Origin of the sequence: Candidatus Nitrospira neomarina, from assembly GCF_032051675.1 — a bacterium.
In the GTDB taxonomy this organism is placed as follows: domain Bacteria; phylum Nitrospirota; class Nitrospiria; order Nitrospirales; family UBA8639; genus Nitrospira_E; species Nitrospira_E neomarina.
This window is the reverse complement of record NZ_CP116968.1, coordinates 4,466,466-4,492,668: the sequence shown is the minus strand read 5'-3', so window position 1 is coordinate 4,492,668 and position 26,203 is coordinate 4,466,466. Positions and strand designations below refer to the sequence as shown.

At 50.8% G+C, this 26,203-nt stretch carries 26 protein-coding genes, 1 tRNA gene and 2 pseudogenes; 10 read left to right on the top strand and 19 right to left on the bottom strand.

The window, feature by feature from the left end:
* Positions 1-10: 10 nt before the first annotated feature.
* Positions 11-463 (bottom strand): YqaA family protein, encoded by a 453-nt coding sequence (locus tag PQG83_RS19500; RefSeq protein ID WP_312744609.1) that lies wholly within the window; start codon positions 461-463, stop codon positions 11-13.
* The gene (locus PQG83_RS19495) at positions 460-690 is read right to left on the bottom strand and encodes a DUF2835 domain-containing protein (protein WP_312744606.1); all 231 of its coding nucleotides are present in this window, start codon (positions 688-690) and stop codon (positions 460-462) included. The genes PQG83_RS19500 and PQG83_RS19495 overlap by 4 nt, the downstream gene beginning before the upstream one ends.
* A 220-nt stretch (positions 691-910) precedes the next feature.
* Here PQG83_RS19495 and PQG83_RS19490 point away from each other — a divergent pair, with 220 nt between their 5' ends.
* Both PQG83_RS19490 and PQG83_RS19485 read left to right on the top strand, forming a co-directional pair.
* Positions 911-1,699 carry a 3'(2'),5'-bisphosphate nucleotidase CysQ gene (locus tag PQG83_RS19490; protein ID WP_312744603.1) on the top strand — a complete coding sequence of 263 codons (789 nt, stop codon included), beginning with the start codon at positions 911-913 and terminating at the stop codon, positions 1,697-1,699.
* Positions 1,700-2,069: 370 nt separating this feature from the next.
* Positions 2,070-2,522, top strand: a complete 453-nt coding sequence (locus tag PQG83_RS19485) for a response regulator (RefSeq protein ID WP_312744600.1) — start codon at positions 2,070-2,072, stop codon at positions 2,520-2,522.
* Here the strand turns inward: PQG83_RS19485 and PQG83_RS19480 are convergent.
* From PQG83_RS19480 to PQG83_RS19460, 5 genes are all read right to left on the bottom strand, one after another.
* Positions 2,515-3,702, bottom strand: coding sequence for a THUMP domain-containing class I SAM-dependent RNA methyltransferase (locus tag PQG83_RS19480; protein ID WP_312744598.1), 1,188 nt, complete (start codon positions 3,700-3,702; stop codon positions 2,515-2,517). The two genes, PQG83_RS19485 and PQG83_RS19480, sit on opposite strands and share 8 nt — an antisense overlap.
* A gap of 108 nt (positions 3,703-3,810) precedes the next feature.
* Positions 3,811-4,122 carry a HesB/IscA family protein gene (locus PQG83_RS19475; protein ID WP_312744596.1) on the bottom strand — a complete coding sequence of 104 codons (312 nt, stop codon included), beginning with the start codon at positions 4,120-4,122 and terminating at the stop codon, positions 3,811-3,813.
* Positions 4,123-4,231: 109 nt separating this feature from the next.
* Positions 4,232-5,338, bottom strand: coding sequence for a 2-hydroxyacid dehydrogenase (locus tag PQG83_RS19470; protein WP_312744594.1), 1,107 nt, complete (start codon positions 5,336-5,338; stop codon positions 4,232-4,234).
* 53 nt (positions 5,339-5,391) lie between these two features.
* Positions 5,392-6,396 carry a sodium:calcium antiporter gene (locus tag PQG83_RS19465; protein ID WP_312744592.1) on the bottom strand — a complete coding sequence of 335 codons (1,005 nt, stop codon included), beginning with the start codon at positions 6,394-6,396 and terminating at the stop codon, positions 5,392-5,394.
* Positions 6,397-6,633: 237 nt separating this feature from the next.
* Positions 6,634-7,347 (bottom strand): SprT-like domain-containing protein, encoded by a 714-nt coding sequence (locus PQG83_RS19460; protein ID WP_312744590.1) that lies wholly within the window; start codon positions 7,345-7,347, stop codon positions 6,634-6,636.
* A 181-nt stretch (positions 7,348-7,528) separates the two neighbouring features.
* Between PQG83_RS19460 and tadA the strand changes: the two genes are divergently transcribed.
* Together tadA and PQG83_RS19450 are read left to right on the top strand one after the other, a co-directional pair.
* Positions 7,529-8,017: a tRNA adenosine(34) deaminase TadA gene (tadA, locus tag PQG83_RS19455; RefSeq protein WP_312749153.1), complete on the top strand. Its 489-nt coding sequence runs from the start codon at positions 7,529-7,531 to the stop codon at positions 8,015-8,017.
* Between the two features lie 13 nt (positions 8,018-8,030).
* Positions 8,031-8,119, top strand: a tRNA-Ser gene (locus PQG83_RS19450).
* Positions 8,120-8,366: 247 nt separating this feature from the next.
* Here the strand turns inward: PQG83_RS19450 and PQG83_RS19445 are convergent.
* Entirely contained in the window at positions 8,367-8,540 is a 174-nt protein-coding gene (locus PQG83_RS19445; RefSeq protein WP_312744588.1) for a hypothetical protein, read from the bottom strand.
* A gap of 331 nt (positions 8,541-8,871) precedes the next feature.
* On the opposite strand from PQG83_RS19445, the gene PQG83_RS21115 reads away from it, so the two are divergent.
* Positions 8,872-9,006, top strand: coding sequence for a DDE-type integrase/transposase/recombinase (locus PQG83_RS21115; protein ID WP_376753615.1), 135 nt, complete (start codon positions 8,872-8,874; stop codon positions 9,004-9,006).
* 171 nt (positions 9,007-9,177) lie between these two features.
* Here PQG83_RS21115 and PQG83_RS19440 read toward each other — a convergent pair whose 3' ends face one another.
* From PQG83_RS19440 to PQG83_RS19420, 4 genes are read right to left on the bottom strand one after another with little or no spacing between them, the layout of a single operon-like run.
* Complete coding sequence (locus PQG83_RS19440; protein ID WP_312744586.1) at positions 9,178-9,534, bottom strand: YbaY family lipoprotein; 357 nt, start codon at positions 9,532-9,534, stop codon at positions 9,178-9,180.
* 20 nt (positions 9,535-9,554) lie between these two features.
* On the bottom strand, positions 9,555-10,460 hold the full coding sequence (locus PQG83_RS19435; RefSeq protein WP_376753614.1) for an MvdC/MvdD family ATP grasp protein: 906 nt from the start codon (positions 10,458-10,460) through the stop codon (positions 9,555-9,557).
* Between the two features lie 35 nt (positions 10,461-10,495).
* Positions 10,496-11,815: a Dot/Icm T4SS effector Zinc-dependent metalloprotease LegP gene (legP, locus tag PQG83_RS19425; RefSeq protein ID WP_312744578.1), complete on the bottom strand. Its 1,320-nt coding sequence runs from the start codon at positions 11,813-11,815 to the stop codon at positions 10,496-10,498.
* A 36-nt stretch (positions 11,816-11,851) separates the two neighbouring features.
* Positions 11,852-12,598, bottom strand: a complete 747-nt coding sequence (locus PQG83_RS19420; RefSeq protein ID WP_312744576.1) for an IS6 family transposase — start codon at positions 12,596-12,598, stop codon at positions 11,852-11,854.
* 726 nt (positions 12,599-13,324) lie between these two features.
* Between PQG83_RS19420 and PQG83_RS19415 the strand changes: the two genes are divergently transcribed.
* Positions 13,325-13,558 carry a hypothetical protein gene (locus PQG83_RS19415; RefSeq protein WP_312744573.1) on the top strand — a complete coding sequence of 78 codons (234 nt, stop codon included), beginning with the start codon at positions 13,325-13,327 and terminating at the stop codon, positions 13,556-13,558.
* Between the two features lie 596 nt (positions 13,559-14,154).
* Here PQG83_RS19415 and PQG83_RS19410 read toward each other — a convergent pair.
* Positions 14,155-14,697: a class I SAM-dependent methyltransferase gene (locus PQG83_RS19410; protein WP_312744570.1), complete on the bottom strand. Its 543-nt coding sequence runs from the start codon at positions 14,695-14,697 to the stop codon at positions 14,155-14,157.
* Positions 14,698-14,906: 209 nt separating this feature from the next.
* Between PQG83_RS19410 and PQG83_RS19405 the strand changes: the two genes are divergently transcribed.
* Positions 14,907-15,860 (top strand): IS110 family transposase, encoded by a 954-nt coding sequence (locus PQG83_RS19405; RefSeq protein WP_312744567.1) that lies wholly within the window; start codon positions 14,907-14,909, stop codon positions 15,858-15,860.
* Positions 15,861-15,926: 66 nt separating this feature from the next.
* Here PQG83_RS19405 and PQG83_RS21110 read toward each other — a convergent pair.
* A pseudogene (locus PQG83_RS21110) lies at positions 15,927-16,364 on the bottom strand (cyclopropane-fatty-acyl-phospholipid synthase); the annotation flags it as partial.
* Between the two features lie 870 nt (positions 16,365-17,234).
* On the opposite strand from PQG83_RS21110, the gene PQG83_RS19390 reads away from it, so the two are divergent.
* Positions 17,235-17,555: a hypothetical protein gene (locus PQG83_RS19390; protein WP_312744558.1), complete on the top strand. Its 321-nt coding sequence runs from the start codon at positions 17,235-17,237 to the stop codon at positions 17,553-17,555.
* Positions 17,556-17,916: 361 nt separating this feature from the next.
* Here PQG83_RS19390 and PQG83_RS19385 read toward each other — a convergent pair whose 3' ends face one another.
* The 3 genes and pseudogenes from PQG83_RS19385 to PQG83_RS19375 all read right to left on the bottom strand — a co-directional run bounded on the left by PQG83_RS19385 (position 17,917) and on the right by PQG83_RS19375 (position 19,568).
* A complete protein-coding gene (locus PQG83_RS19385) occupies positions 17,917-18,852 on the bottom strand; it encodes a glycosyltransferase family 2 protein (protein ID WP_312744555.1) in 936 nt (311 codons plus the stop codon).
* A 112-nt stretch (positions 18,853-18,964) separates the two neighbouring features.
* Positions 18,965-19,066, bottom strand: a pseudogene (locus tag PQG83_RS19380) (IS3 family transposase); the annotation flags it as partial.
* 208 nt (positions 19,067-19,274) lie between these two features.
* On the bottom strand, positions 19,275-19,568 hold the full coding sequence (locus tag PQG83_RS19375; RefSeq protein ID WP_312744552.1) for a hypothetical protein: 294 nt from the start codon (positions 19,566-19,568) through the stop codon (positions 19,275-19,277).
* A 176-nt stretch (positions 19,569-19,744) separates the two neighbouring features.
* On the opposite strand from PQG83_RS19375, the gene PQG83_RS19370 reads away from it, so the two are divergent.
* The gene (locus tag PQG83_RS19370) at positions 19,745-20,917 is read left to right on the top strand and encodes an endonuclease/exonuclease/phosphatase family protein (protein ID WP_312744550.1); all 1,173 of its coding nucleotides are present in this window, start codon (positions 19,745-19,747) and stop codon (positions 20,915-20,917) included.
* 368 nt (positions 20,918-21,285) lie between these two features.
* Positions 21,286-22,038: a hypothetical protein gene (locus tag PQG83_RS19365; RefSeq protein ID WP_312744548.1), complete on the top strand. Its 753-nt coding sequence runs from the start codon at positions 21,286-21,288 to the stop codon at positions 22,036-22,038.
* A gap of 115 nt (positions 22,039-22,153) precedes the next feature.
* Here the strand turns inward: PQG83_RS19365 and PQG83_RS19360 are convergent, their stop codons facing one another.
* The gene (locus PQG83_RS19360) at positions 22,154-22,891 is read right to left on the bottom strand and encodes a hypothetical protein (protein WP_312744546.1); all 738 of its coding nucleotides are present in this window, start codon (positions 22,889-22,891) and stop codon (positions 22,154-22,156) included.
* Positions 22,892-23,489: 598 nt separating this feature from the next.
* Complete coding sequence (locus PQG83_RS19355; RefSeq protein WP_312744545.1) at positions 23,490-25,982, bottom strand: hypothetical protein; 2,493 nt, start codon at positions 25,980-25,982, stop codon at positions 23,490-23,492.
* Between the last annotated feature and the right edge of the window lie 221 nt (positions 25,983-26,203).

Here is a 26,203-nt window from a genome sequence, read left to right as displayed (position 1 = left end):
CCTGCGTCGTTCACCCGCCACTGGTGGGTAACAGGACAAACAAAACCATATACCGGCACCCTTTGCCAATCCCAATACACAACAGGGCACGCACCCACCCAATCCGCAACCATCCTGCCGCAATACACAGCGGATCCCCAATGACCGGCACCCAGGACAATAACAGCACTGGACTACCCCACTTGCGAACCCGTTCCACGGCAAGATGGTGGGCCGGCTTGGTGAACTCATGGAGTGGATACCACCACCCGATAAGCCACCCCAAAGCCCAGGAACTCATCCCACCCAGGGTATTGCCCGCCGTCGCCGTGGCAAGCAGACTCCAGGCCGGAAGATGCCCCTGTGCGGCCAAAATGAGGAAGACGACCTCAGAGCTACCCGGTAATACGGTTGAGGAAAGAAACGCACTCAGAAATAATCCAACCAGGGAATACTCATCTCCAGTCATTTCGGCTGCGCTCACCTGCCGTCCTGTGCCAAACGAATCGAATGAAACTTCAAATCGGCATCGAAGGTGATCTCAAAGGTTCCCTGGATCCCCTGATGCGAGACAAAGGGACGAAGCACTCTGGCGGGAAATTGTATCCTCCGACCATCGATTGACTGTGCCACCACAGATTCCACCACACCCTGGTAATAGGCCTGAAAGCGTTCCGGTGAAATTTTCAGCCTCACGGTCACGGTTTGCATAGTACGCCCCTGAAATTCTCCTCCCGTCTCATTCCATGCACCCGGACCCTTTCACTCCGCCATCCCCATATAGTCAGTCTAGCCTCAGACGCGCCTCTCATGCTATGAACTGTTAGGACCGATGCGTTAAGCACGCTCCACACTTAACCGATGGTTTCGGATACAATATCAAGAGAGGGCATTGATTCCATATTGTCCATGCACGACTTCCATTTTGATCATGACTGATTATCGCCAAGAACTCTCCATCATCCGACAAGCCCTGGTCCGCGCAAGTGATCGCCTTCACAGAATCCAGTATGAAGGATTAGCCATCCAGATCAAGCCGGACGGATCGCCAGTGACCAATGGCGATTTGGAAGTCAATCGTATCGTTCAGGAAGCCTTGTTCGCCGTTTATCCTGATGATGGCTGGCTCTCGGAAGAATCGCCCGACAACCCCATCAGACTGAAAAAAAACCGTGTGTGGATCCTGGATCCCATTGACGGGACCAAACCCTTTATTAAAAATCTCCCACAATTTGCGATCTCCCTGGCGCTCATTGACCATGGACAGGTTTCAATCGGGATTATCTTCAATCCCGCCACCCGGGAATATTATTGTGCCGTACGAGGTGAACCGGCGACCGTAAATGGCTACCCCATTCATGTGGGCCAGGCCACCGGAAACCGCCTGTCGTTCCTGGTGAACACGGGCCCCATGGGCCGCTCGATCATTCGCTCATGGCGAGAAACCGCTAATTGCCGCCCGCTTATGGGTTCCATTGCTTATTCATTGGCACTGGTAGCTGCCGGGCAGATTGACGGAGTGATCAATTTTGGCCTACAAAACGAATGGGATATCGCGGCTGCCGTCCTCCTGGTTCAAGCGGCGGGAGGGATCGTCGTGGACAGAGACCTGAAACCCATTCAATGCAACCAACCTCAGCCCACCGTCAACGGCATCGTCGCCGCTCGCCCCGATGCCATCCCGGCAATCAAGCATCTTCTCGGTAACCTCCCTGACTAGCATCTTCCATCAAGCCATAGGCCTGTCTTTCTCTCAACCCAGGGAGGGGAAAGAGTATTCTTACTCTGCTTGAATGTTTCATGTTTGTTCATACTGAGTGAGATTGACGCTATTTGGTGTCCTACTTTTTCTGTTTAATAAGCCTCGATCCATTCTGCAATCAATCGAAAATGTCCAGGCCTCGGCATTCTCCTCCTCCATCTTCTTCATCAAACATCCGACCCAGCCGGTTTTCTCTTAATCTCAGCAAGTTTCAACCGAAAAAACAGATAGGCCAACACACGTATTTTCTGTCATATATCAAAGGTCAATCCTTCACCGGACTGAAGTGTGGGCAGTCTGCCTCAACCAGGAAAATGAGCATCGGATCATGCGCGGAGCCGTCAAAAACACATTTAAGATCCTGACCATCGAGGATGATATCGCTCAGACAGAAGCCCTCAAAGAGGCACTGACGGTGGCCCAAATCATCTGCGTGGAGATTTTTGAGGCGGAAGACGGCGAACAGGGCACAGCCTTTTTAAATCAGGAGTACCCCTTTGTGGATGCCCCACAACCCGACCTGATTTTTCTCTCCAATCATCTCCCCGATATGTCGGGAGAAGAAATTATTAAGGGACTCCAACGCGACCGCCGCTTACAGATCATTCCGGTGGCCTTGTTTTCGGAGGAGACTCCACGCCCCTCGAAAAATTTTTCTTTCCCCCCCAATTGCCATCTTTTCAAACGACCGAAAACCTGCGACGAATGGATATATGTGCTGCGATGCATTGAAGATGTCTGGGTTTCGCTCTTAAACATGGCAGGAAAACCCCTCATCTAAGGCCTGATTTGTTCACTGCCTGTTGCCTGGCCTGCCTTGCCGGTTTCCGGTTACTTCCGGCCACCATCTGAAATTCATACAGCCTCGATTCCAACGGACCATTGAACAGAGGGATTTTGCGTGAGGGCGCCAAATGAATCAGTTTAGGAAGACGCGAATCGGCTGTGAGCACATAGACCCCCCACCCCGAAAACTGCTGTTTCAATAGATTCCCAAATTTCGGATACCACTCCTCCAGCTCCGACCGGTCTCCCATTCTCACTCCATAAGGAGGATTGGTAATCAAAAAACCCTTCGATCCAGGAGGCATCACATCCAATACATCCACCTGATCTAATTGAATATCCTCAAGCCCCACGCCTTCAAGATTTCTTTTGGCCATGGCCAAGGCATTGGCATCCTCATCATACCCAAAAATTGAAAGACTCGGACCGGGGAGGATCGGTTTGATCGACTCTTGGCGTACATAATCCCAGGTCGTGGAATCAAAATTCTTTAGGTGCCGAAAGGCGAATTCCCGCCCACGGCCTGGGGCAATCCCTTTGGCCATCAAGGCCGCCTCAATTAAAAAGGTGCCGGCGCCACACATCGGATCAAGTAAAACTTGCTCACCGGTCCAACCTGAAAGCCTGAGGATGCCTGCCGCCAAATTTTCCCGTATCGGCGCTTCCCCCGCCACCTTCCGCCATCCACGCTTAAACAGCGGATCTCCTGAGGTGTCGATATACCACAGCACATGCTCTGCATCGACAAAAACCACAATTTGAATATCGGGTTGTCGTTTACTTACCTCGGGGCGCGCCTGTGTCGCCCGGACAAATCGGTCACAAATGGCATCCTTCACTCGCAGTGTCGCAAACTCCAGACTCTTCAGTGGAGAATGTTGAGCAATGAGCCGAACTTTGATGTGACAATCCACGGTAAAATATTCCGGCCAGGGAAGACTTGAGGCGAGGCGATACAGGTCCTCTTCATCCCGATACCACCCCTGCCCCACCCGCCACAAAATACGGCTGGCAATCCGACTTTCTAAGTTGAGCCGGTAGCAGAGAGGGAAAACGCCCTGGCATTCAACGCCGCCAGGAGTCGATCGAATCTCCTGCCCCCCTAACTCTTGAAGTTCTTGGCTCAGAACGTCTTCTAAGCCACGAGGACAGGTTGCAAAAAATATTTCCATCATAAGAAAAATCGCGGGATATATGGTTACCAGCTTAGCTTAGCAAGAATCCTTGATGAAGAATATTCCTGCAATCGGGTTCAATGGAGAATCTATCCCCTTCTGTCTGCCTCATTCCGGTAGGATCAGGTTTAATTTATAAGGATCGGGGGGTTCGGGGTGGTGGAAGCTGAATCCAGCAACCTCCTCATAATCAACCGTGACGCCCTCCAGACGTTGTGCACAGGAGCCGTCTATGGCAATGATGAGCCCTTCAATATCTAAGACCGAATCCTCCTGTGTCACGGCATCTTCAAGAGTAATGGAAAAAACAAGGACTTTGTCATCCCGGTCCCGAACGGCTAAACGCACGATGGGATCCTCGGGGTGCTCTTCGATCAAGGCTTTCAATTTTTCCACGGCCGGTGGTGTGATGTGGATCATGATCTCTCCTCTTGACGCAACCGCCAATCGTCAGATTGACCTCCAATGTCTCCCATATCATCGAACTCCTTTCACAGCGTAAATAGTTCTCGGGCAATTTTTTAGAGATTCATCCCATACGGGTCCCGGAACTGCGTGACACGCGATAGACTTCAGGATTGACACAGTGTGGCAGCGCGTCCCCGCGTAACCCGGCAACGATATTCTCCGCGGCCATGCAGGCCATTCTGGTCCTTGTCGCCACAGACGCACTCCCCAAGTGTGGGATAACCAGACAGTTGGGAAGCGTAAGGAGCGGGTGTGTCACAGGAATGGGCTCCGGATCCGTTACATCCAAGGCTGCCCCACCAATATGGCCATGCACTAAGGCGTGATACAGGGCCTCTGGATCAACTACGCTCCCACGAGCCGTATTGATTAGAATACTTGAAGGCTTCATGGCTCGAAATTCGGCTTCCCCAATCAAATGATGCGTGTGAGGAGTCAGGGGGACATGCAGACTCACAAAATCCGCCAGGGTCAATGCTTCATGCAAATCAACCTCATGGAATGACGACCCTCCCGGTTCGCCCTGACTGGTCCCTTCAAAAGAGCCCTTCCGGTGTATTTTTGGTTTCGCAATTGGCTGAGTGCCCGGCTCTACTGAGACCGAAGACTGCGGTGATCCACTCACACCCTTCGGTGACGGCACCACTAGCACATCCATTTGGAATCCTTTCGCGCGCCTGGCCATGGCCTGCCCGATCCTGCCAAATCCCACAATGCCTAATGTCGCACCATGCACATCCTGTCCCAGCAAAAGATCGGGGCTCCAGGTTGTCCACTGTCCCTGTCGCACATATTCAACCCCTTCGACAATTCGTCTGGCTGCAGAAAGGAGCAAGGCAAAAGCTAAATCCGCGGTTGTTTCAGTTAAAATCCCTGGCGTGTGTCCAACCGGAATGCCATGAATCGTACATTCTGCAACGTCAATATGATCATATCCGACGGCCATGGTGCTGATCACCCGAAGCCGTTTTCCAACCTGAAGCACCTCCCGATCAATCCGGTCCGTTAACAGGCAATACAGCCCCTCTGCCTCAGGAAGATGATCCAACAACCATTTCCGGTCAACGGGGCAATCGTGCTCCCAGCACACTAGATCGGCCTGTGCCCCTAATACCTCCCAAGCCTGTTGTGGGAGACGTCGCGTGACAACAACTATCGGAAGGGCCATCGCTATGCTCTTTTTGTATTGCTCATTATGCTTGAACCTCTCAAAACCAGGCCTTACCAGAAAAGCACTGAAACCACAAACATCACGTAACACAGACCGTTCATAACCAGATGAATGGGCTTCAACACGCCCCGCCGTACCACCCAGGTTAAATAGCAGGCCGCCACCAACGTCATCGCCATTCCCATGAGAATTTCATGTTGCGGCACCCAGGCTGTCAGCATAATTCCCAAGGCCGGCAATAAACTCCCCTGAAAGACCATGGCCCCGGTAATATTCCCGACAGCCAGGGTATCCCGACCGCGCCGGATCCAAATAATGCTGTTCACTTTTTCAGGCAATTCAGTCGCAATTGGAATAATGAGGAGAGACAAGGCTAAGGCCGAAACTCCCCACTTGGGGGCAAGCTGTTCAATCCCATACACAAAACCTTTCGCCCCTAAGACAATGAGGCCCAGGCCGCATCCCACTTGGAACAAGATCACCATTAAATTATCGGGAAGCCCCGCTATGGTCATATAAAGCGGATGATCCGCCTCGGTCCCATGTCCATCATCCACTAAATTGGCTGAAGATCGAATGGTTTGATACAAATACACCACATACAGGATAACCAGCGTACCCGCAATGATAGGCCGCACCCAACCCCACTCCTGGGGAACAAACACGGCAATCACTCCCAGACAAAACGCCCAGTTAAACCAGAGCAGATCACGGGCGAATCCGATTGGCTCAGGGTTTAACGTGCCCTGCCATCCTCTTTTCCGGGCGGCAAAGAACCCCATCAGAAAAAAGGCTAATGTGGCCAGCATCAGGGGGGCCCCAAGAATAGCCCCCACGCCCACTTCGTGCCGCAACGTTTCAGAGCCCGATGACAACAGGATGGCAAAGATTGGCACCATCGTTTCCGGTAACGCTGTTCCCACCGCCGCAAATACCGAACCGGTGACGCCTTCCGAAATCCCGAGTCGCTCTCCAAAATGTTCTAAACTGTTGGTAAACGCCTCCGCCCCTAACAAAATGACGACCAAGGATGCGAAGAGAATCAGGATGTCCATTTGGAGAACGTACCATCCCTTTTTATTATGAGAAAATTCCAAGGAGCATGCAAAATTTCATAATACTTTCATATAATTACGCACACTAAAGTCACGCGATGTTCCTTCAGGTATCTCCCACCGTTCCCAGGACGCCCCCCCACCTTGCCATCTGGAAATTTATTCTTCTACACTCCCTCTATGGACAACATCACAACAGGCTTCTTGCTCGTCCTAAGTACTATTGTGATTTATGCTCTAATCGTTCGTTGGTGGCGCCATCGCCGAGCCGCCAAACTCGCTGATAAACTCCTCGCGGAAGTCATCCGGGGTAAAGACGCCTTTCGTCGATAAGGCTTCGGCGTCCTTCATTCCACCCACACACAACATCTGCACAGTTGATTCATTCTCTGCCTGATGTCCTCCGCGATCCACGTCTTTTCCGTCCATCGTTTCCTCATGAGTTTTTTGAGTGCGATGTAACTCAACTTCGACAAGCTTTCCTCGACATCGGCTACAAATATGTCGACCCGGAATAATCGTTCGTCGTTGCCGATGATAGGCCATTCCGCATTGAAGGCACTGCCAGGCATAGCGATGATGTCTTTGAACAGCCACATTCAACTGATGGCGAACCGTCACGCCAAGTCCCGCCGCATTCATCCGGTGCATCATTGCTCGAAATTCCGCCCCATGGGACGGGCGATGCTTCCGAATATCAAACTGCCATTGGTGAATCATTTCGTGTGCCAACGTTCGTCGGAGCTCTTCTTCGGGTTGATCGCGAAGCAAGGGAGCGGACAGCCGGATCACTCGAGCCGCACCTTGTCGATACTCACGTGAGGCCCACCAGCTTCTTGGCCCAATCTGACTCACAAACAGCCCGGCCGATGCGGTTAATCGTGTGCTCCACTCAATGGTAATCAGAGGTAACCGATTCTCAAAAAAGTGGTGGGCAAGACTCTGCCACATGGCTTGCACCTTTTCCAAAGGAACGAGCCTCTGACACGCGATACCGGCGGAAAATTTCACCAAGATTTCCAGGTGGGTTACCTATACATCAGATAGTGGCTATGTTACCATTTTTTTCGCCTTTCGGAACAAAAACTTTCACTCAGTCCATCATCAACCAACTGTACTTTTTTATATGACCATGGAGATATTGGATCCCACCACGGATAGTCAATTCATGCGCATGGCCTTGGAGTTGGCGCATCAGGCCTTTCGTGTGGAAGAAGTCCCGGTTGGAGCGGTGCTAGTCCAGAATAAAAAAATTCTCGCAACGGGCTTCAATCAACGGGAGAGCACACAAGATCCGACCGCCCATGCCGAACTCATGGCCATTCGATCCGCTTCGATAGCACTGGGATCCTGGCGTCTGGCAGACACCACCCTCTATGTGACATTGGAACCCTGCGCCATGTGTGCAGGAGCCATCATTCAGGCTAGAATTGCCCGAGTCGTGTTTGGCACATGGGATCCGAAGGCCGGCGCCTGTGGGTCAATCTGCAATCTCACGGCAGAGACCAGGTTTAATCACCGGGTGAAGGTAGACTCAGATATCCTGGCAGATGATTGTCGAGCGATCTTACAGAATTTTTTTCAGCACCTACGGAGTAACCAACCAGTTTCTACCACATAACATAGACAAACACGGAGAGGTGCGAGAGTGGCCGATTCGGACGGTCTCGAAAACCGTTGTCCTCACAAGGGACCGTGGGTTCAAATCCCACCCTCTCCGCCACGCAGCCTGCAACAACATCAGTTCTCCCCCCGCATTTCGAAAATACTCCTAACACGTCCGCGGGATAGGCTCCCATTGTGCCATGATCGAGGGGCTCTCCCGCGATCACCGCCCTCAGATTGTTCTCTTTTTCATGCAGATTTCTCTGGTGGTTTTTTAGCGGTCCCACTGCGCATTTCTGTGTGGGGCCGAGAGAGCCCGTGGCCGGATCGAACTCACCACAACCCTGTTCTCTGGAGAAACCGGCTTACAACGGTAGGAAGCCAAAAAACTTCCGTTGGGCCACCCACTCCAACGGAATCGGACGACGAAACGGTTCGAGCATGAATGTCGGCGGTTGATGCCACGCGAGAATCGCGTCAATCAGATCGAGAGCCAGAAAACTCAACCGCAGCACCAGCATGACATAGCGGCGGGTCAACCCTTCGCGGTGGGCTAAGACCTGAATTGTAGAAACCTTTCCTGCCAGTATTTCACTTTTCCATATGAAAGGCCCGATTCACCGCGGTCACGAATGGCATGAGGACTAACAAATTAGCTACCAACGTCACAGGTTCCCCTATGAAATTATTAGTCACGCCGTGTGTCTCTACCATCGATTCTGCCTCAGGTTTCGTGAAGTCGAAGAACTTTTAGCTGAACGTGGAGTCACCGTGACCTACGAATCCGTTCGCCGGTGATGTCAAAAGCTTGGGCTTGCTTACGCACCCAAGCTCAAGAAACAACGAGGTCGATTAAGTGACACCTGGCATATCGACGAAATCTTTATTACGATTCGAGGGGAACGGCAGTATCTGTGGCGAGCCGTGGATCAAGAGGGCGATACCATAATATTATGGTGCAGCGTCGCCGCAATCAGCGCGCCGCGGAAGGTCTTGTCAAGTTAAGTGAATTTGGTCAAAAATTAGGCAATACACGAATTCATATCTCATTGATTATTTAGAATTCAAGTTCTTGTCCTGAAGGAGAAAATCAGCCCAATCTGACTTAAATTGACAAAACCTCTTATGCTAAATTGACAAAAACAAGAAAACGAAAAGGGGTTAACCACTTATTTGCTACACACGCTTCACGCTTACATAAACTGAAGTACCATGGCCGTGGGTAAGAACCGGATATGTCTGGGTAGACACGAAGTCCCCCACCTTCACTTCCCCAGACCCCGACACATCAATATGGGCACGCACTGAATAACTTCGACGTTGATCTACGAGTTCCACTGGTATTTCTACCACAAATTGAACCATGGAACCCGCATGCAGCAAAACCCCGTGTTGTCGTTGCATACCAACGACGATTGAGGGGGCGTCAGCTCGAGAAACATCCTCGACATAAATGACAACATCAACGGGCTCAGCCGGAACGTTTCCAGTCGGTAGGACAATTTCACCTTGGATAATTTTGGTCTTTGGCATAGGCCTTTCCTTATTAGGAATCAATTTCGGTCGATCTTGATAAGGAGCTTGGCCATCGCGTCGGTTATGGGCTGTTCCGTCCGTTCCTCGATAAAACGCCATTCTCCGGCAGGGTTTACCTCAAGGAACACATGCCGGCCGTCTGGCAATCGACGTAAATCCACGGCACCGTAAACTAGCCCTAACCGGTCCATCAGTTCCCGAATTTGCTTCTGGATTTTGATGGGAAGGGATGTCGGCTCGAAACGGGCTCCATCCATATCCATGCGGTAGTCAATCTCGTAGCCCCCGGGTGCCGGAGAAATCGCAGTGGCAAACATTTTGGTTCCGACAACAGTTACACGGATATCTGCGATGGCTGGTACATATTCCTGGAAAATGACTGGGGCGAGTCGCACCCTATCGAGGATCTCCATCTCCTCGGGCCGCATTAGGCGGGTCTCTCGCCAGAATTGTTCAGAAGCGAGAAAAGTCTTGTATATGGTGCGTTCAGGACCAAGTTCAGCAATGAGTCTGCGAGCGGCATCAGGGTCATTAGTAATGACGGTTCTCGGAATAGGCAATCCAACTTTGGTCGCCATTGCCAATTGGTAGGGTTTATGGTGCGCAATCTCGTCGAGGTCGGGTTTATTGACCCACGAAACATCGAGCGCCGCCCAGAGACCAGCGATAGCCTCGTGACACTCAGTGTGGGTAAATGAAACAACATCCGGTGCTATACCGGGCTGCAAGGTGAAGGGCTGCGGTCTTCGCCACCATGCAGCATGACAGGTAGCCAGGTCAATTCTTTGCCCATGGATCGAGACTTCGTCGTGGCGGTGGCCGTCCGCAAATCTTTGGGTGACCAAGGCATTACTCGGGTACTGAGAGGTGTCAAGAAGCACTGCCGGGTGCTCGCGGCACTCGAGAGCGGCGAGCACCGCCATGGCATGATCGTCCTCTGGATGGGAGACGATAAGTATCACCCAGGATTTCCACCACGGAATTGATTGATCGCCTCCTCATAGGCCATCGCAACTGCTTCTCTGGCTTCCTGCAACCGACCCGCTTCAGCATTCGCTTGAGCCGCAGTTGCCTGGGCCTGAGTAATTGACGCCTCAAGATCAAGTAGTTCTTGTTCGAGCCCGGAAAAATACAGCATGGAGCCGGCATCACCCATTTCGGCCGCTCCGAAACCCAGCGCTGAAGGGGCATGGTGGGGCGTAGCAAGGCTAAAGGGTCTTAGCGTCCCTGGCCTGGTCCGTATTTCGGGACGCCAGGGTGGCATGGGATCATAGGTTGACTTAATCGGTCCCGGATCGCGCGGCAATTTCAAAGGATCGCGCAACTTCTTGAACCACCCATCGTCCAGGATCTTCTTAAATTTATTGGGGTCACTCCATGGCGACTTCGGAACTTTGTAGCATCCAGGATACATGGCCCGAACTGCTGCAGTGTCTCCGGGCGAGAGACCATTGCGCTGACCGATTTGAGCGTTAGGGTCTATGGGCGTAATCGTCTCCTGCCCATTCTTACTGAAGGCTGTGCGCGGGTAATGCATGATCGATCCATAGTCATAGGTACCCCAATCATCCCCGTCCGTAATATGCTGGTTAAACTGAGCGGCCATTCCCGACTGGATATTCTGCCAGTTGATGGTTACAAACAAATCACGATCTTCTCGGCTCTGTTCATGCCACAACCCCACTGCGTGACCAATCTCGTGGATCGTATTTCCTGTTGAGCACCCAGATCCCAGACTGATGGTCTGCTGACCACCCTGCATGCCCACCATTGACCAACATCCACCAGCATCGGTGAACCGCACGTAATTTGGATACTGGCCCGCATTGGCTGTTGTCCGTAAAGGGAATCGAAAAGCCGTATTGGCCTCCCAGTGGGCAATTGCGTCGGTAACACGTTGTTGATTCGGGAGATTCGGATCAATTTCGTAGGGAATCCGACAGTTCGGCCACCGAAACTGGCTTCCAGGAATACCGACTCCAAAGGCCATGTTCGGGTCGGTGGCAACCGCCTCGCGTCCGGCCGCGGTCCTCTCCTTCACGACATCGACCGTCCCTAGTGCAATATCGCCCTCGACAATAGCCATCCCTTCAATTTCATAATAAACAACCGATTTCCTTGCAAAAGAGAATCCAGAGATGACCGCCGCACCCATAGTAGGCGTGCCCCGAAGCTCTCCAGAATCCGCATGAGTTTGCCCTTCTGCGCGACCGCGCCGGATAGCTGTCGATGGTTGCGGTTGCTTCCGAGGTTTAGAGGTAGACCTACGCTTTGCCATATGTTGATCCTCCATATTAAAGGTTTTTAGGCATTGTCAATTTATGGGGCTGTACGCACAATGGAACGGAATTGCCAAGCAATGCGACCCTCCCACCGCTTTCTTCCAAAATTGAAAGGCCTGACTCCGTAAGAGCCGATAGTTGACCGCCTGGATCAGATGACGGCCGAGGTGAAAGAGATTCTGAGTGAGCCCATGCAACGTCAGGAACTGTTGCGCTTGTGATGACGAAGAGAATCCTCGCATATGACACTCACATTGTCGCGTAGGTTGGTACGACACTTCCGTTCGGTTATTCGCATAGACGTGATTGATGTGATTCACGGTGGGTATGATGGTGCGATGGGCTGCATCATAGCCTCGCAGTTTGTCAGTGACCAACCACTGTGGTTCCCACCCTTGGCCTATGAGCATGCTGAAGAAAACCCGTTCCGCGGTCCGCTGATTGCAACGCCTTTGCACTAGGATATCAATGGTATAGCCGTTCTGGTCGACAGCCCACCACAAATAGTGCCGTTTTCCTTGAATGGTGACAAAGACTTCATCAATGTGCCACGTGTCTCCGAGGCGTCCTTGTCGTTTTTTCAGTTTGCGAGCATAATCAGGACAAAACTTTTGACACCATTGATGAACGGCTTCATAGGTGACGGTGATGCCTCGTTCAGCCTGAAACTCCTCCACTTCGCGGAAGCTCAGACAGAATCGATGGTACAGCCACACCTCGTGGCTAATGATTTCAGAAGGAAAACGATGTCGTTGATAGTTGGGCCTTTTGGAGTTCATGCCACCGAGTGTGCCAAATGCGAGTTAAATTGACAATATCCCAACGAGACATTTCAATCTGAGACGCCGCGTCTTTTCAACCCTCTCTCAGACACTACTTTCGAATATAACTCCTTTAGAATTTCCACCATGCATATTTTTTCTAAGAAATAACTCGAATAAAATTTATCCCTAATTTTCAATCGTTACGAATTATTGTTTTGTACCATTCATAAGGTAGAAATGCTCATAACTTTTCACCGCAAGATATGGCCTTTCCCGATTCCCGAAATGACCAGCAAAATTTATACCCACAAAGTTTTGCCATCCGTCTATTGAAGGTTTTTCCTTTATGTTTACGAAGTTTCGCGAAAAACTTCCGAACATTTTTGGGAGTAACAAAGTCACACGATACCGAGGAATGTGTATCTCCTTAGATACTAGTTGTATCCAAAACGATAACAAAACACCCTTCAATTGAGCTCTCAACAGGGAAATTACGAGTTACACCGAAGATGGAAAAAGAAAGATCCGTTACGCCTCGTGAATGACCATCTGCTTTTATCAATACGCCATACTCTTGAGTTTTAGGCTGTCTTAAAGAGTTATACAATACATATCCTTAGTCACAACCCTAGAGCCCTCTAGGGCTCCAAAAATTCAAAATTCACAAACTTATACATCTGGCATGATTTTTCCTAAATCTAAAGAAGACAATCCATGACTCCTAACCATCGGAGGTGAACCATGGATTGGATTATCGGAATGGTGCTCATGGTGATTTATGTGATTGGCCCAATTTTCTCATTCGGAATTTTCCTGCTCATTGGCTTTGTCCGCAAAACCATTGGTGGAATTTTCGGGGGTGGATATGGAGGCGGGCATGGGGGGGCTCCAGTGAGACAGGTTCATTCCTATTCAGGGGGAAATTTTTCTCCTGGCTTGAGAGAACTCAACGAACTCAGATCACCTCCGACTTAAAAAAAGGACTGATTGTTCCCAACAACGGTGGCTCTGCCCATACTTAAAAATTCACAAATTGGAAACTCGTAACCTATAGGGGATTTTCTGATATCTCAAAGGCCCTTGGTTTGAACGCAATCTTAAGACGGGCTCCGGCCGTGCATTCGCCAAAGAAGGGGTTTGGTAAGAGGAATACTTCCTTCATGGGGTGACCGGAGCCGTGCGAAGGCACGAGGGGGCGTGGCCCCCTAGTGGGAGTGCGGGACTAGCCAGACCCGCACGACTTCAAATTCCCACCCTCTCGCCAACCAGTGTACACCAAAATCAGCTCCTCCCCACATTTCGGAAATACTCCTAACACGTCCGCGGAATAGGGTCCCTTGGAGCCATGATCGAAGGACTCTCCCGCGATCATCGCCTTTTAATTTTCCTCTTTTTCATGCAGATTTCTCTGGCGAGATTTTGGCGGTCCCACTGCGCCTTTGTGTGTGAGACCAGGAGAGCCCGTGGCCGGATTGAACTCACCACAACCATGTTCTCTGGAGAAAACGGTTTCGTTGATGACCGACTGTTGGTTTTTTCATGCAGCGCAGGCAGCCAAACCCGAGTTAAATTCACAATACCCGGGTCAGCAATACACCCAGAGAAATGAAATGAAACTCGTAGCGCGCGGGATCGGCCTGGAATCGATTCGCCATCCGGGCGTACAGCTCGTCGATGAGCTGTGGCCGATCTGGGGTGTTCGGCAGGCCGGACGTCACAACGGGTTCGGAGAACGCGCGAATAAATCCGGCGTAGCTTTCGGCCCAGGCCCGTGGGTCCCCACTGCGGGCGAACTCCTCGTTGAAGGGGACTCGGCAGTCGCGGGCCTCCGCCTTGTCGACGTGGAACGCCGGCGGCTCCCCGCTCTCTCCGGTCGGCGGTAACAACTCCGGAAGGGATCGATAATAGACGGGGAAGACGAAGTTCTCATAAACGTCGCGGGTCAGGCGGCCCTCCTCAACCATGTCCAGCATCGCGTCGCTTAGACCGTCAATAATTCCATTTGCGGTGTCGTGCTCGTCGTTGCGTCCGAAGACTTGAACGAGTAGCTTTCCGCCGGGCTTTAACTCGGCGGCACGAGCCCGGTAGAAACTTGTATGGTGTCTACAGCTCACTTTTTTGAGAAGCTAAGGAAAACTGGGGTGGAGGGACATCGAGAAACATCTGCTGCACAGCGGACAGACTTCCTGAGAACTCTCCCACCCACACCCCAATCGTCGATGAAGAATCTCGCGGCAGAAATTCTGACCGCCGATTTATCCGCAAGTTCACGTCGGTGTGTGCCACCCCAGCCTCGTTCCTTTACTTTTTGGAGGGTACCATCATGCATACCTGTCTGAATGTCGGCGTGGATGTGGCCAAAGATGCCGTCGTGGCCGCCTGCGCCGAGCCATGTTTTCCGGTCCAGAGTGTTCCCAATCAGCGTGGTTCGTTGCGGGCTTGGTTGAAATCGCTGCCGGCCGGCAGCCGCATCGGCTTGGAATCCACCGGCGCCTATCATGAATTACTGGCGGATCTGGCGCAGGCTCAAGGCCATACCGTCTTCCTGCTCAACCCCTCGGACACTCGGCACTACGCCAAGGCCATGGGGAATCGGGCCAAAACCGACCGAGTCGATGCGGAATTGATTGCCCGACTCATCGCACGAGAGCATAGGCGCTTGCGCCCCTACACGCCCCCGACAGCCACTCAACGCAAGCTGGATCGACTGATTCGGCGACGCGCCACGATCGTCCGCCTCAAAGGCACGCTCAAGCTAACCATGCACAATCTGGGCGGCTTTGCCGCCGAACTCAAGGCCGTGGTGAGCAAGCTGGAGATCTTGATTGCCAAGATTGATGCGACCATGTCCGCGCTGGCTGCCCGCTCACCTCAACACCAAGAATCGCAACACCGGGTGGAAACCATTGTAGGAGTCGGCCCGTTGGTGGGTATGGCCCTGACCAATACGTTGGAGCGCGTATCATTCGGCAAAGCGGATGCGTTCGTCGCCTTCACCGGGTTGGATCCTCGCGCGAATGACTCGGGGCGCAAAGCCGGTCGAAGGCGTTTGTCGAAACGTGGGCCCGCTGAATTACGTCGGTTACTGTATAACGCCGCCATGTCCGCGATCAAAACCACCGTGTGGAAACCGCTCTACGACCATTACCGCACCCAAGGTTGGAGTACGACGGCCTCGTTGGTGATCATCGCTCGCAAAATCGCCCGGGCCGCTTGGTCTATTCATCATTACCGCACAACCTTTAATCCGGAACGGATCACACAATGCTTGACATGAACCATAGAATCTCAGGATGTCTTCCTGGGCTTGTTTTGTGAAAGCCGCTCTTTCTTCCTGGCTCACGGAGACACCCTCGCGAAACGCACGTTGCGCCGGCGGCGAGGGGGAGATAAACCGCGGCAGGCGCGTCGGGGGCAACGCCGACAGCCAGCCCACCGCATTGAAGGTCGTCGCGATGTCAAGGCTCGAAGCCGGAGCGACACGCTCGAAGAGCGACCCGCCAACGGCAGCGGGATAGATACCAGCCATGCGACTTGAGAATATCGCATCGGGAAAAAGGTTGGCGAAGAGTTGATTGAAGTCATTCGTCGGCAAATCATCGAAGAAAGTCCAGATGTCGGCCGGGGTGCGTTCGCGCAACGCGTTGATGATCGCCCCTACCGCATGAATCGCGTTGGCGCCTTCCGACGAGCCGAGGTCAAGCAGCGCGATCGGCGAGTCGCTCGTCGGCAAGGGCAGATCGGCCATGGCATCTACGATCCAGGGAAGGAATTCGTCCATCGCCGCGCGCTGCCCCGATGAGTGCGCATCGTAGAAGCCTCCCCCTCTCATACCAGTTGTGCTTGCCATGCTCAGGTCTCCTGCCCATCGAAGGGGATTGCTGACTTGATGTGATCAGATTGATAAGGGTTTTCTCTCACCACTTATGCACATACCGATTCATTCCAGACCTGAAAGGCCTGGTTGCGCAGTAAGCGATAAAGCATCGTTTAACCAGAAGCTTCTTCACTTCGCGAACTCTCAGACAAAAACGATGGTACAGCCACATCGCATGACGAATAATTTCGACCGGAAAAACAATGGCGTTGATAGCCGGGCGTTAAGGGGTTCATGACCCCGAGTGTGCCAAACATGCGTTAAATTGACAACACCTGCAAGAGCCCCTGAGGTTTGACACTACATCAAGACCGGCACAGAGAGCGCGTTCGCCAGAAAGACTTTGGTCATGGGTAAATTTCCCCCTCATGGGGTGACCTCAGCGATGCGAAAGTACGAGGGGGGACAAGGCCTCTCGTGGGAGTGCGGGATGAGCCAGGCCCGCACGACTTCATATTCCCACATTCCCCGTCAACCAATGTAATTGAGAACGGCACTCTCAGACTTTCTGAGCTGGGGCTTGATAAGAAAACTTCTATGGTCGGGCAGCAATTATCGGCCATGCCAGATGATGTGCGGAAGGAGACTGCCACCCGGGAAAAGATCTCCAACGAGCCGCAGCGGGAACAGCAAGGGGGGAAGGGGTCAGAAACTTTCCTTTCATTACCTATTTGATGAATTGCCTTTATTTGCCAATCTTGCCACGCTACCCCCTGATCCAAATGATCGGCCATTTGGGCACATCTTTTTCCCCATTCACAGGAGGACGACCGCATGCGAGCAATAATATTCTTTGGATGTTTCCTAGGCCTGACAAGCAGTGCCTGGGCTCAATTGGGGGAGGATACCTGGCGACCAGCGACCCAGCTTCACCCAAATCCTCCAAGGTCCTTCTATGACCAAACCCCTATCCCTTCTTCCCCAGCGTCGTCGCAAAGCTTCGATGCGTGGTACCAACAACAGCGTGTCCAACAACGGCAACAACACGATCGTTACCAGCAGGAGGCTCTACAACATGACTTAAATCAAATGAACCGTCTTCGAACATATGACCGACTGCGTTGGGGACCACTGCAACCATATTCCCCATATTAAACTGTGACGGACGGACTCTTTCACAAACCTATTTCTCCCCTCTACCCTTAAAAACCGGTTGGGGCTACCATAGTCTTGCCCCGGTGTTTTTGGTTGTAAAATTGATGCCTTACTCGTTCTCCATACTTAAATAAGATTCATTGAGGATGGCCCGTAACGCTTGCTCGTAATGAGTCGATCACGTTTTCTATCTCTCTTCTCAGGTTAAACAGATCCCGCCTATCCTCTCCGCCAACAAGCCAATACTCATACCTGACCTCATTTCATTAAAACTGTTCGAAAAACTCCCTGAATAATCAGCGATTTCTTTTTAACGGTGGCCATAACTCTGCTTCTTTGAACGCCAGCGTCGGCCCAGTATCTAGCCCCTTTTGATACCCAGGACGACATACGAAAAGACCCTGTAGGGCAAGGTGAGGATCGAAAGGGGAAATAGTAGAAACCACCAATAGATTTCCGCGCATACCTTTTGTCGTGAAGTCAGCGTGGAAAAGCTCTCTTTCGCTACACCTCGCCATTCTGGGTAAAAGATCTGCCACCCTTGATTTGATTTAGAGGCAGCATGAAATCGGTAATTGGAAAGAACTTCAGCCATATATTGAAAGTTATAATTGGCCCTAAGGGCCTTCAACCAATAATCATAGTCCATGGCATACTTCAGGTCTTCTCGTAACAGGCCCAGTGATTCAAAGACCTTGCGGTGCCAGAACACAGACGGTTGGCAGGGCATCACCACTACGCCGAGTAAAAGGCATAAGCGATGTTGAAAAAGAAGCGAATACAATGTTGGCACCCTTGATTTCCATCTTCGGATGATTCTTTTGCGGGCATCTACTTCATAGACCTCTCCCATCACGATGTATTTCTTCTTCTCCGGATTGACCTCAAGGGCAACCCGAAAGAGCGTGTGGGGTTGGTAATAATCATCAGAATTCAACCACCCCATGATTTCGCCCGATGCCCTCCGGAAACCATTGTTGATCGCTGCACTTTGACCCTGGTCGGACTGGGTTATCCAATAGGCAAGCCAAGGCTCATACCTCTTAATGATTTCTTGGGAACCGTCGGTACTCCCACCATCAATGATGATGTACTCAAGGTTGGGGTATCCCTGTAGTAAAACGGAGCGAATGGTTTCTTCAAGGAATTCACCGCAGTTATAGTTTGGGGTTACTACGCTAATTTTAGGCCATGGTCTGTTATCAATTAAATGCGTTGGATAGGGATTGCTGTTCGTCCATGGCCAACCATGTTTTCCCATTGGGGTGTCCGGTAGTGAAATTGATGGAGATTTCATTTTCGTACGCTCCTTATGCCGCTCACCCGTCAGAGGCTAAAGGCCGAAAAACCCATACGGGCTGAACTGGTCTTTCCCTGGTTTTGTGGACACCGAGTTGAGCCGCGATACCCCGTTTCTCAAACTCCGCTGGAGTCAGATAGCCAAGAACGGAATGGCGTCGCTGCCGGTTATAAAAGACTTCAATATAGTCAAAGATGTTCGCTCGGGCCTCCTGTCAGGTCCGAATGGTGGCTGAAACCATCCCTGGGGCGGCCGTTCTTCATAGCCATGGTAAACGCATCGATCACAAACGGCTGCGTCATCCATCGGTCCATGGTCGAGTCGATGATTTTCCGACATCTCAATATGGAATCCTTCGAGAAAATTGCTGCCACTTTTTTGGGATATCTCGTTCCGTGGCCTTGATCGGGGCTTTTCACTCATCCATCGACCGGCTCCGAGACGGTGCCTAAAAAATCCTTATCCCTCGTCAACGACCTAAACCTGGCATGCCCCCTTCTGCTGAATCTATTTATGGCCGGCAGCGGCCGCCACGCCCGCTCCAAACACCTCTCTGCCTTGCCGACCAGTGGTTTCTTCCAGCCTTGAATCTGATTGGGATGTGTTGCAACCTGTTCAGCTAAAGCAACCAACCTGCAGTCCTGGCGGATAATGGCCCAGACCACTTCAACCTTGAAGGCGGGAGCGTGATGCCGTCGTGTGCAAGTTGCCATCTTCTGCTCCTTTCATTGAAAAACATAGCTCAGAAGATTAGATGAGGAACACTTGATTTTTAATCTGAGGTAAGTAAAGTAGGGGCGGTTTAATTGTGGGAGTTGGGAACCCTCGTACCTCTGATGGAGTAGTTATTATGAATACAAGTCCGGGAAAAGAAAAGGAGTAGTGGAATATGGCCATACCAAAATGCGTCATGAAAGGGATATCCTTACTGAGCATTTTATTAATAGGTTTCAGTTACGAAATTTCAAGAGCAGACGGTTTTACACCACGAGAAGAATGTTCTCTTGACCAATCGGAATCATCGATACCGGTGCCCTGTACGATTCGATTTCTGTCTTACAATGTTCATGGAATTTCTCCGATCCTGAATTCCATTTATGTCGGGATACCGGTGAGAAATGATGATACCCGAAGTGGTCTGATGGCCTGGTTGCTCATGGATTATGATTTCGTATTATTACAAGAGGATTTTGAATTTCACCGTCAAATTGTCCATGAATTTACCTATGAGCTTATAGAACAGGGGAACGGGCCACGGATCGCTCTGGCCCCATTATGGTTGGCAACTCTTCCCATTAAAATCGTCAATGTGGGTTTTCAGTTATTTGATAGTCCTGGCATTCCTTTCCGTGTCCCCTATGGATCGGGGTTAACCATAGCTTCACCCTACTATAATGCTATGGAGGAGGGAGTCACACAGGCACCGCTTCCAGATTGTGAAGGATGGTTGACGAGGAAAAATGATTGCTGGTCGACCAAAGGGCTTCTTCGAGTGCCTGTTCGTCTTCCAAATGGCGCAGAATTTGACGTGTATAATACGCACCTGGATGCCGGGAGAGATGAGGAAGACCGAGCCGTTCGAAAAAAGCAAATTAAATTCCTTGCAAAATGTATCAAGAAATTATCGAAAGATCGGGCCTTCATTTTTGGCGGGGATTTCAATTCGCAATACGACCATAAGGGAATTGAAGCCTCAGGAAAAGACTATGAAATTTTAAAAGACTATCTCCTTGATGAGTTGGCCCTCAATGACAGCAATGCACGTCCAGAACCCAATGGCTACTGGAAAAATCGAGTAGACTACATTTTCTACCGGGGAGGTCAAGGAGCCAGAATTGAGTTAATCGGTTCTGGAGAGGAAGATCAACGTTTCCGGCATCCTGTTAACCGAGGCAAACAATCTCCTAATGAGAAGTATGGAGATTTCCTTAGCGACCACCCTGCCATTCGGGCGGAATTCAAAATTTTCCCGTCGCCATCCTCCACTCATCCTTCATGGGATGCGGAAAGAGATTCGTGTGCAGAAAAACCTGTGAAGGAGAAAATGGAAATTGTTTGGTAAGACCAGCTCTAGTCGACTTTTTCAACTTATTCACAATACCTGCTGGAATCGCTATATACTGTCTCGCCAATTTCCCCAAAGACACCTAGAGAGAACCTCCCTGCTTCCTTTATACGGCTCCATTCATTCTCTGGCCAATAAGCCAAATCCTGGCTATATTAAAAGAAATAGCCGTTAAGGCCTGTTTACGGCTCACTGGTTATTGGATTGCCTCGGTGCCCTGAAACAGAAAGCCAGCTGTTTGAAGAACAGGCAACAAGTAAATTGGTGAGTGTATAAGCAGAGATGGGAAAAGATTTCATTCCGATTATTTTTCTTCATGAATCTCCTGAAGTGGAAAACCTACCCCTTACTTGTGGAGGTTTTGGATGGGGTTGTTAAAAAAACTACGGGGTATGTTCAATCGCAGAAAAACAATATCCACCAATCCCCTTTATGAGATTGTTCTGACTTATGTACAAACAGACATGCATGAATCACCTTATGAATTCATTCAAAAAATTTCTGAAGCATCGAAGAAAAAGATCCTTCAGGAAATTTATCATGTGACAGAAACCCTATGGCAGGCTCCCGATAGAGTATTAGCCAACCGCGAGGGGTTGCTTGAGTCCATGTTGCACCAGGTGGATTGTGAAATATTTATCATTGAGCCCGGACATAAGCTAGCCGGTTTCAATGGTATTTCTGGCGAATTGAAAGACTTCCTGCCTGAATTTGCCCAGAAACGCATAGACACTGGCGAATTAGACTGGAAACAAAAAACGAGCCCTACAAAAGATGAGGCCTATAAGTTGGTATGGGGCAAATGGTTGAGGGCCAATCAATATTGCAAAATATTTAATGAAATACGGCTTTATTTAAAGGATTATCATACCAATCAGGAGCGAGACTGGTTCTTTCCCCTTCAATGTGCCTCGGCAGCTTTTACAGAATATAATTTTCGCAAAGAATATGGCCTCACACAGATCATTGATGGTGCTCGAGCCCTACAATATGGGTCCTTTCTTGAAATCGTTTCAAAAGGCCACAAAGATCCCTTAGAAGAATGGGAAAAGACCTATCATGAATCATTCCCTCTACATTCTTCGTCTTATGCTGAGTCTAGGAATGGGAAAGACTAGGCCAATAATTTTCCCTCAGCTAAAAAACACCCTCATATCCATGTGATGAATAATGAAATCCCCGACAAAATTTTGCAGACGGTGAGTCTATGAATTTGGTTTATCAATGGGTGGATTAACCACCACGTCGTGAAGGAGGGATGAGTTGACGGCGGGGGGCAGGTCGCGAAGGGAAGCGTTGGGGATCGGAGGTCACAATAATGTCACCTATAGAAAACTTTCCATTGACCCCATCATCGTTCGTCATATCTCCAAAGCCGATTCTGGGTATTCCCACCCAGTCATTTCGTTTCAAAGCAAGTTTTCCATCAACGTACACCTTGGCAAATCTTCCACCCTCAACCGTTAAAGTGTAAGTGTGAAAGGTATCAGTCGTGTCCATTTTATACGTCCCTTTTTCGTCCCCCCATCCAATGGCATCCTCATCAAAATAGATCATATGACTTCGTGGGCCTTCTGCGAAGGTCCCGTCAGAGATGTCGACAGAACCGTAAAACATAATGCCCGCATCAAGAAAATTATGCGGTTGCTCCACTTTGTGCACTTGCAACGTAAACTCAATGGAGAATCCTGTTTCGAAGTCAAAAGGAAGTTCTTTATAAAACCACATGTACGCTTTTCCCGGAAGTTGATCGATCGCTCTAATGACTCCAATTGTGTTGAGTGTTAGATGACTCCCGTTTGTCACCACATCCAATGGGCGAACAGCATTGCTGGAATCCTCCCAACCTTGCTTTTCCGGCAACTTGGAACCTTTCAAAACCGTCTTTTGTCCCGACTGCACTCCTCCACATCCGGTAAGCAGAAACATGGTGACGAGCGTCAATTGCATCGTGACTTTTTTAATCCGCATGACAGACCCCTTTAAAAAAAATGCTCAGTAAGAAGGCAAAGCTACCGGAGACAGCCCTATGGTTCTTCCTGGACTTTTCATCATGCCAGCGATGAACATAATCTCATATGACACACACACCACTCTCCCTACCCACTCTTGGCTTATAAAAAGGGATTCTACTATAGATCGTGTAGATTAAACATGAACAATTTCCGACGGGAGTGTGCGGTGAAATATCCGTCCCTCCTCCCAATTCATCCCCCTTTACTTGGCTCGATACCCCTGCCATTGCTTATCAGCTAAAAACAATGCCCCACGATTCTCCCTAAGATAACGGAATCAGGACCAGGCAAAAGTGTCGGATGAATCGTCGTTGAAAAAGGAATGATGGAACGGTATTTCAGAATGGACAGGATTACCCGGGATACCCGGCGGAAGGCATGGCCGGACGATTGAAGAAGTAAAAGATGCTCCACCAACCTTCGAACCAGGCAACTACTGGCTGGTTACCTGATCACACGCGATAGCTTCGCGTCATGCACGAGTTCACCTTCGATGGCGCACACGGGTATTAGAACAGAAACGCCCCATCGGATACGATGGACCTTCCGCTTTCCTACTGATTCGGATGTTCGGCTTGGCTGTGAATGACAAAATAGTCCAATTCCAACGTTCCGGTATTTGAATGCACCTCCAATGTGACCGTATGGGATCCGGCGGGGAGCGCCTGTAATAATCGTATCTCTTGCGTCACCTCATAATCACCCAGGTTGCCCCCATCTTCCATCTCGATCGTCGCTTGACGTCGACCATCCACAGAGATATTGACCTTATCATCAGAACCTTTGTCCTTGGTATATCGCAAGCGAAGGCTTGGGTTCGTAATGTCATTGGTCAGGTTCAACACATAGTTCGCTTCCCCCGTCCCTCCTATCGTGTGTCCCCCGGACGCCGTCTTGCGAGGTGATTTCAACAGGGTACCCGAGCGGTAGTTTTCAGCCTGCTGGGTCACAAGGTAGCCTAGTGGTCGCAGCACATCAATTTTGAAAATGGGACTCGAGGTATTGTGCCGTGAATAAGTCGGCCGATCAAAACTCCAGGAATCGCCCGGGATCGTGGTCCATTCCTCATGCGTCGGATCGATCGGGTACGTCTGCACGTCACCGGAGGAGGATGCGGCCCGGATACGGGAGATATCGCTATTATCATTGGCCACCCACATGGAACGCATGGTGACAAACGGCGCGGTGAGCGTGTCATAGGTTACATCCGTCACGCGCACCGTCGTCTTGCCCGGTTCGGCTTGGAGCTGCAATACCGCGGACGATCCGTTTTTATATCGCACATTGATAGACATCGTGTGCGGATCAATATCCAGCTTCTCAATCGGAATGAACGGAAACAAGGGGTCCTCTACCGCCGGCCCGATAATCATCGAGGATCCGAAACAGACCCGCTCCTCCCGTCCCACCGGGGGTTGCGTGATAATCCTTGCATAGCCATTAGCATAGAGCACGAATATTTGCGGGGGGGCATGAGCGTCGTCCGTCCGTTTAAGAAACTGGATAAAATCGTGGTCCGGTTCGGATTGTCCACCCACGATATTCACCGCCATCCCCGATTCATAGGGCCACCCCGACACATCCATGACTCGAACCGCGACATCGCCGTCGTTGTAGATATCCTTACCGTTGAGATCCGCGATGTCCACAAAACCCGAGGTCACCAAACTCGCATACTGCACGGCGGCACCGGATGCGAGGACCTGAGGGTTATCCCACTGCGGCACGGTCGCCTTTGTCTTCGCCAGAAATTTTAAACTCTGGTTGTCTGCATCATAATAGGCAATATTCGGATATCCTCTTGCCGTCACCCCCAGCGAGGCAAACCGGCCAACATCCCCCACCGCATCAAGAACGATCCCCGCAGGCCATGATTCGGCGGCGGCTTCTTTGTGAAGGTATTTCAAATCCTTATTCGTGGCATCATAATACGCCACATGCAGAGCCCCATCAGGACCAAACGCCGTCGACGCATATTGCCCGACATCTCCCGCGGCATCCAACACGACCGGGGTTGACCATCCCCGTGAATCCTGATAAATGTATTTTAAATTTCCGTTGCTCGCATCGTAATACGTGATATGGGGGTAATGCCCTTCATACGCCCCGTTCATTTTTTCTGTCCACCCCTCATAGTACACGCTGATTGAGGCGTAGGTACCAACATCCCCGACGTCATCCAAAACCACGGGCGCCGTCCATCCATGCGCGTCATCGTTGGTGACATATTTCAAATCCTTCGTATCCGCATCGTAATACACCACATGCAGGCTGCCGGCAGGACCTATCGCCATGGCTGCATGCTGCCCGACATCGCCGTTTTCGTCTAGGATCGTTGGTGTTGCCCATCCACCCACCATATCCGGATTGGGTTTATAGGTATATTTTAAATTCCCATGATCCGTATCGTAATACACGACGTGATGACGCCTATCCCGACTAATCCGCAGCGAGACGTATTTCCCGACATCGCCGGTGGAATCGACAATCTCCGGCTCGCGCCACTTCCTATTTTCATCCCGGACAATATACATGAGATTTTGTTTGAGCGCGTCATAATAGGCCATGGCCGGTGGTGCACTTAAGCCCACCCAATACCGGTCTGTCGGCGGATACGCCAGCGACACATATTGTCCGACATCCGCATTGGCCGCGTCCGGCGTTTCAATCGGATACCAATAGAAGCCGGGCGACTGCCAGACAAATTTCAAGGTCCGTTGCGCCGCATCGTAATAAGCGATCTGCGCCGTTGGCCGCATGTCCCACGCCTGTTCGCAGTTGGTGAGATCCCCAACACAGAGATCCTGCTGCCCGCGTTGAAGGGGATAATAAGTGGGAAAGTTCGCGGTGATTTGATAGTCGGATACAAAGCCGCCATAGATCGGAATATTCACATTGTCCTCTTCCGCACACTGTGACGGAAAGCTCATATTCTTGGCGTGACGCACCGTGGTGGTTCCCGCAGCATGAATGCTTGGCAGGCCCACGACCACACACAGCATCCCGACAATCGCCAGATTTTTTGTCTTACACGTACGCCAGGCCATAACCATCAAGCGATCTCCTCACGTCTCATTATTAATGTGAATGGGCACATTGACCGGGTGTTGACAGACGGGTGTGCCCCACACCCACACGCCACAGTCCCACAATATTTCGTTTTCCCTTAGCCTGCGGCAGAATTCTTCCACAACGTATTATGCGACCAGGAACATGAACCCCGGTGGCTGGTGAGCGACAAACTACAAAGGAGAGTCCTGAAAAAACA

Bases quoted from the DNA above. Each gene is read 5' to 3' on its own strand.
- PQG83_RS19470 (WP_312744594.1), bottom strand. From the start codon at position 5,338: ATGGCCCTTCCGATAGTTGTTGTCACGCGACGTCTCCCACAACAGGCT.
- PQG83_RS19420 (WP_312744576.1), bottom strand. From the start codon at position 12,598: ATGAACTCCAAAAGGCCCAACTATCAACGACATCGTTTTCCTTCTGAA.
- PQG83_RS19375 (WP_312744552.1), bottom strand. From the start codon at position 19,568: ATGGCAACTTGCACACGACGGCATCACGCTCCCGCCTTCAAGGTTGAA.
- PQG83_RS19415 (WP_312744573.1), top strand. From the start codon at position 13,325: ATGGATTGGATTATCGGAATGGTGCTCATGGTGATTTATGTGATTGGC.
- PQG83_RS19360 (WP_312744546.1), bottom strand. From the start codon at position 22,891: ATGCGGATTAAAAAAGTCACGATGCAATTGACGCTCGTCACCATGTTT.
- PQG83_RS19390 (WP_312744558.1), top strand. From the start codon at position 17,235: ATGCGAGCAATAATATTCTTTGGATGTTTCCTAGGCCTGACAAGCAGT.
- legP (WP_312744578.1), bottom strand. From the start codon at position 11,815: ATGGCAAAGCGTAGGTCTACCTCTAAACCTCGGAAGCAACCGCAACCA.
- PQG83_RS19465 (WP_312744592.1), bottom strand. From the start codon at position 6,396: ATGGACATCCTGATTCTCTTCGCATCCTTGGTCGTCATTTTGTTAGGG.
- PQG83_RS19495 (WP_312744606.1), bottom strand. From the start codon at position 690: ATGCAAACCGTGACCGTGAGGCTGAAAATTTCACCGGAACGCTTTCAG.
- PQG83_RS19460 (WP_312744590.1), bottom strand. From the start codon at position 7,347: ATGTGGCAGAGTCTTGCCCACCACTTTTTTGAGAATCGGTTACCTCTG.
- PQG83_RS19485 (WP_312744600.1), top strand. From the start codon at position 2,070: ATGCGCGGAGCCGTCAAAAACACATTTAAGATCCTGACCATCGAGGAT.
- PQG83_RS19405 (WP_312744567.1), top strand. From the start codon at position 14,907: ATGCATACCTGTCTGAATGTCGGCGTGGATGTGGCCAAAGATGCCGTC.
- PQG83_RS19355 (WP_312744545.1), bottom strand. From the start codon at position 25,982: ATGGCCTGGCGTACGTGTAAGACAAAAAATCTGGCGATTGTCGGGATG.
- PQG83_RS19440 (WP_312744586.1), bottom strand. From the start codon at position 9,534: ATGCCAAAGACCAAAATTATCCAAGGTGAAATTGTCCTACCGACTGGA.
- PQG83_RS19490 (WP_312744603.1), top strand. From the start codon at position 911: ATGACTGATTATCGCCAAGAACTCTCCATCATCCGACAAGCCCTGGTC.
- PQG83_RS19385 (WP_312744555.1), bottom strand. From the start codon at position 18,852: ATGAAATCTCCATCAATTTCACTACCGGACACCCCAATGGGAAAACAT.
- PQG83_RS19480 (WP_312744598.1), bottom strand. From the start codon at position 3,702: ATGATGGAAATATTTTTTGCAACCTGTCCTCGTGGCTTAGAAGACGTT.
- PQG83_RS19475 (WP_312744596.1), bottom strand. From the start codon at position 4,122: ATGATCCACATCACACCACCGGCCGTGGAAAAATTGAAAGCCTTGATC.
- PQG83_RS19435 (WP_376753614.1), bottom strand. From the start codon at position 10,460: ATGGCGGTGCTCGCCGCTCTCGAGTGCCGCGAGCACCCGGCAGTGCTT.
- tadA (WP_312749153.1), top strand. From the start codon at position 7,529: ATGGAGATATTGGATCCCACCACGGATAGTCAATTCATGCGCATGGCC.
- PQG83_RS19370 (WP_312744550.1), top strand. From the start codon at position 19,745: ATGGCCATACCAAAATGCGTCATGAAAGGGATATCCTTACTGAGCATT.
- PQG83_RS19365 (WP_312744548.1), top strand. From the start codon at position 21,286: ATGGGGTTGTTAAAAAAACTACGGGGTATGTTCAATCGCAGAAAAACA.